Raw genomic sequence first — 922 nt, 5'->3', positions numbered from 1 at the left:
CCGAAGTAGCTCAGTTGGTAGTAGCACCTGACTGTTAATCAGGTTGTCGCAGGTTCGAGTCCTGCCTTCGGAGCCATTCTTGGAGAGTTGTCCGAGTGGCCGAAGGAGCACGATTGGAAATCGTGTAGGCGGTTAACACTGTCTCAAGGGTTCAAATCCCTTACTCTCCGCCAGCACTTTATTATTTTATTCCAAACGAAGGCCCCTTGGTCAAGTGGTTAAGACACCGCCCTTTCACGGCGGTAACACGGGTTCGAATCCCGTAGGGGTCACCATTCAATCATTTAATACCCAGATGGAGGATTAGCTCAGCTGGGAGAGCATCTGCCTTACAAGCAGAGGGTCGGCGGTTCGAGCCCGTCATCCTCCACCATTAAATCTATAAATATTTTATGTCATTATCGCGGGGTGGAGCAGTGGTAGCTCGTCGGGCTCATAACCCGAAGGTCGTTGGTTCAAATCCGGCCCCCGCAACCAAAATGGTCCCGTGGTGTAGCGGTTAACATGCCTGCCTGTCACGCAGGAGATCGCCGGTTCGATCCCGGTCGGGACCGCCATTTTTTAAAATGTGGGTCAGTAGCTCAGTTGGTAGAGCATTAGATTGAAGCTCTAAGTGTCGGCGGTTCGATTCCGTCCTGACCCACCATATTTTTGCCGGTTTAGCTCAGCAGGTAGAGCAACTGACTTGTAATCAGTAGGTCGTGGGTTCGATTCCTATAGCCGGCACCATTTTCCCGGAGGGGTAGCGAAGTGGCTAAACGCGGCGGACTGTAAATCCGCTCCTTAGGGTTCGGCGGTTCGAATCCGTCCCCCTCCACCAGTTTTAATATAATAGGGGCATAGTTTAACGGTAGAATAGAGGTCTCCAAAACCTTTGATGTGGGTTCGATTCCTACTGCCCCTGCCAATTTAATTTTATGGC

General features: G+C 51.2%; 9 tRNA genes. All 9 read left to right on the top strand.

Annotated features, from left to right (window positions below):
- The first annotated feature begins 81 nt into the window (after positions 1-81).
- The 9 genes from AC3WOM_RS22655 (at position 82) to AC3WOM_RS22615 (ending at position 907) form a co-directional block, all read left to right on the top strand.
- Positions 82-173 (top strand) — tRNA-Ser (locus AC3WOM_RS22655).
- Between the two features lie 27 nt (positions 174-200).
- Positions 201-275, top strand: a tRNA-Glu gene (locus AC3WOM_RS22650).
- A 22-nt stretch (positions 276-297) separates the two neighbouring features.
- Positions 298-373: transfer RNA gene (locus tag AC3WOM_RS22645), tRNA-Val, on the top strand.
- A 29-nt stretch (positions 374-402) separates the two neighbouring features.
- Positions 403-477: transfer RNA gene (locus AC3WOM_RS22640), tRNA-Met, on the top strand.
- A gap of 4 nt (positions 478-481) precedes the next feature.
- Positions 482-557, top strand: a tRNA-Asp gene (locus tag AC3WOM_RS22635).
- 13 nt (positions 558-570) lie between these two features.
- Positions 571-646: transfer RNA gene (locus AC3WOM_RS22630), tRNA-Phe, on the top strand.
- 7 nt (positions 647-653) lie between these two features.
- Positions 654-729: transfer RNA gene (locus tag AC3WOM_RS22625), tRNA-Thr, on the top strand.
- Between the two features lie 7 nt (positions 730-736).
- Positions 737-820, top strand: a tRNA-Tyr gene (locus tag AC3WOM_RS22620).
- Positions 821-833: 13 nt separating this feature from the next.
- Positions 834-907 (top strand) — tRNA-Trp (locus AC3WOM_RS22615).
- Positions 908-922 lie beyond the last annotated feature (15 nt).

The sequence above is a fragment of the Lysinibacillus sp. FW301-JW8 genome, assembly GCF_058788755.1.
Note: the sequence above shows the minus strand (reverse complement) of the source record. Positions and strands in the feature narration are given on the sequence as shown.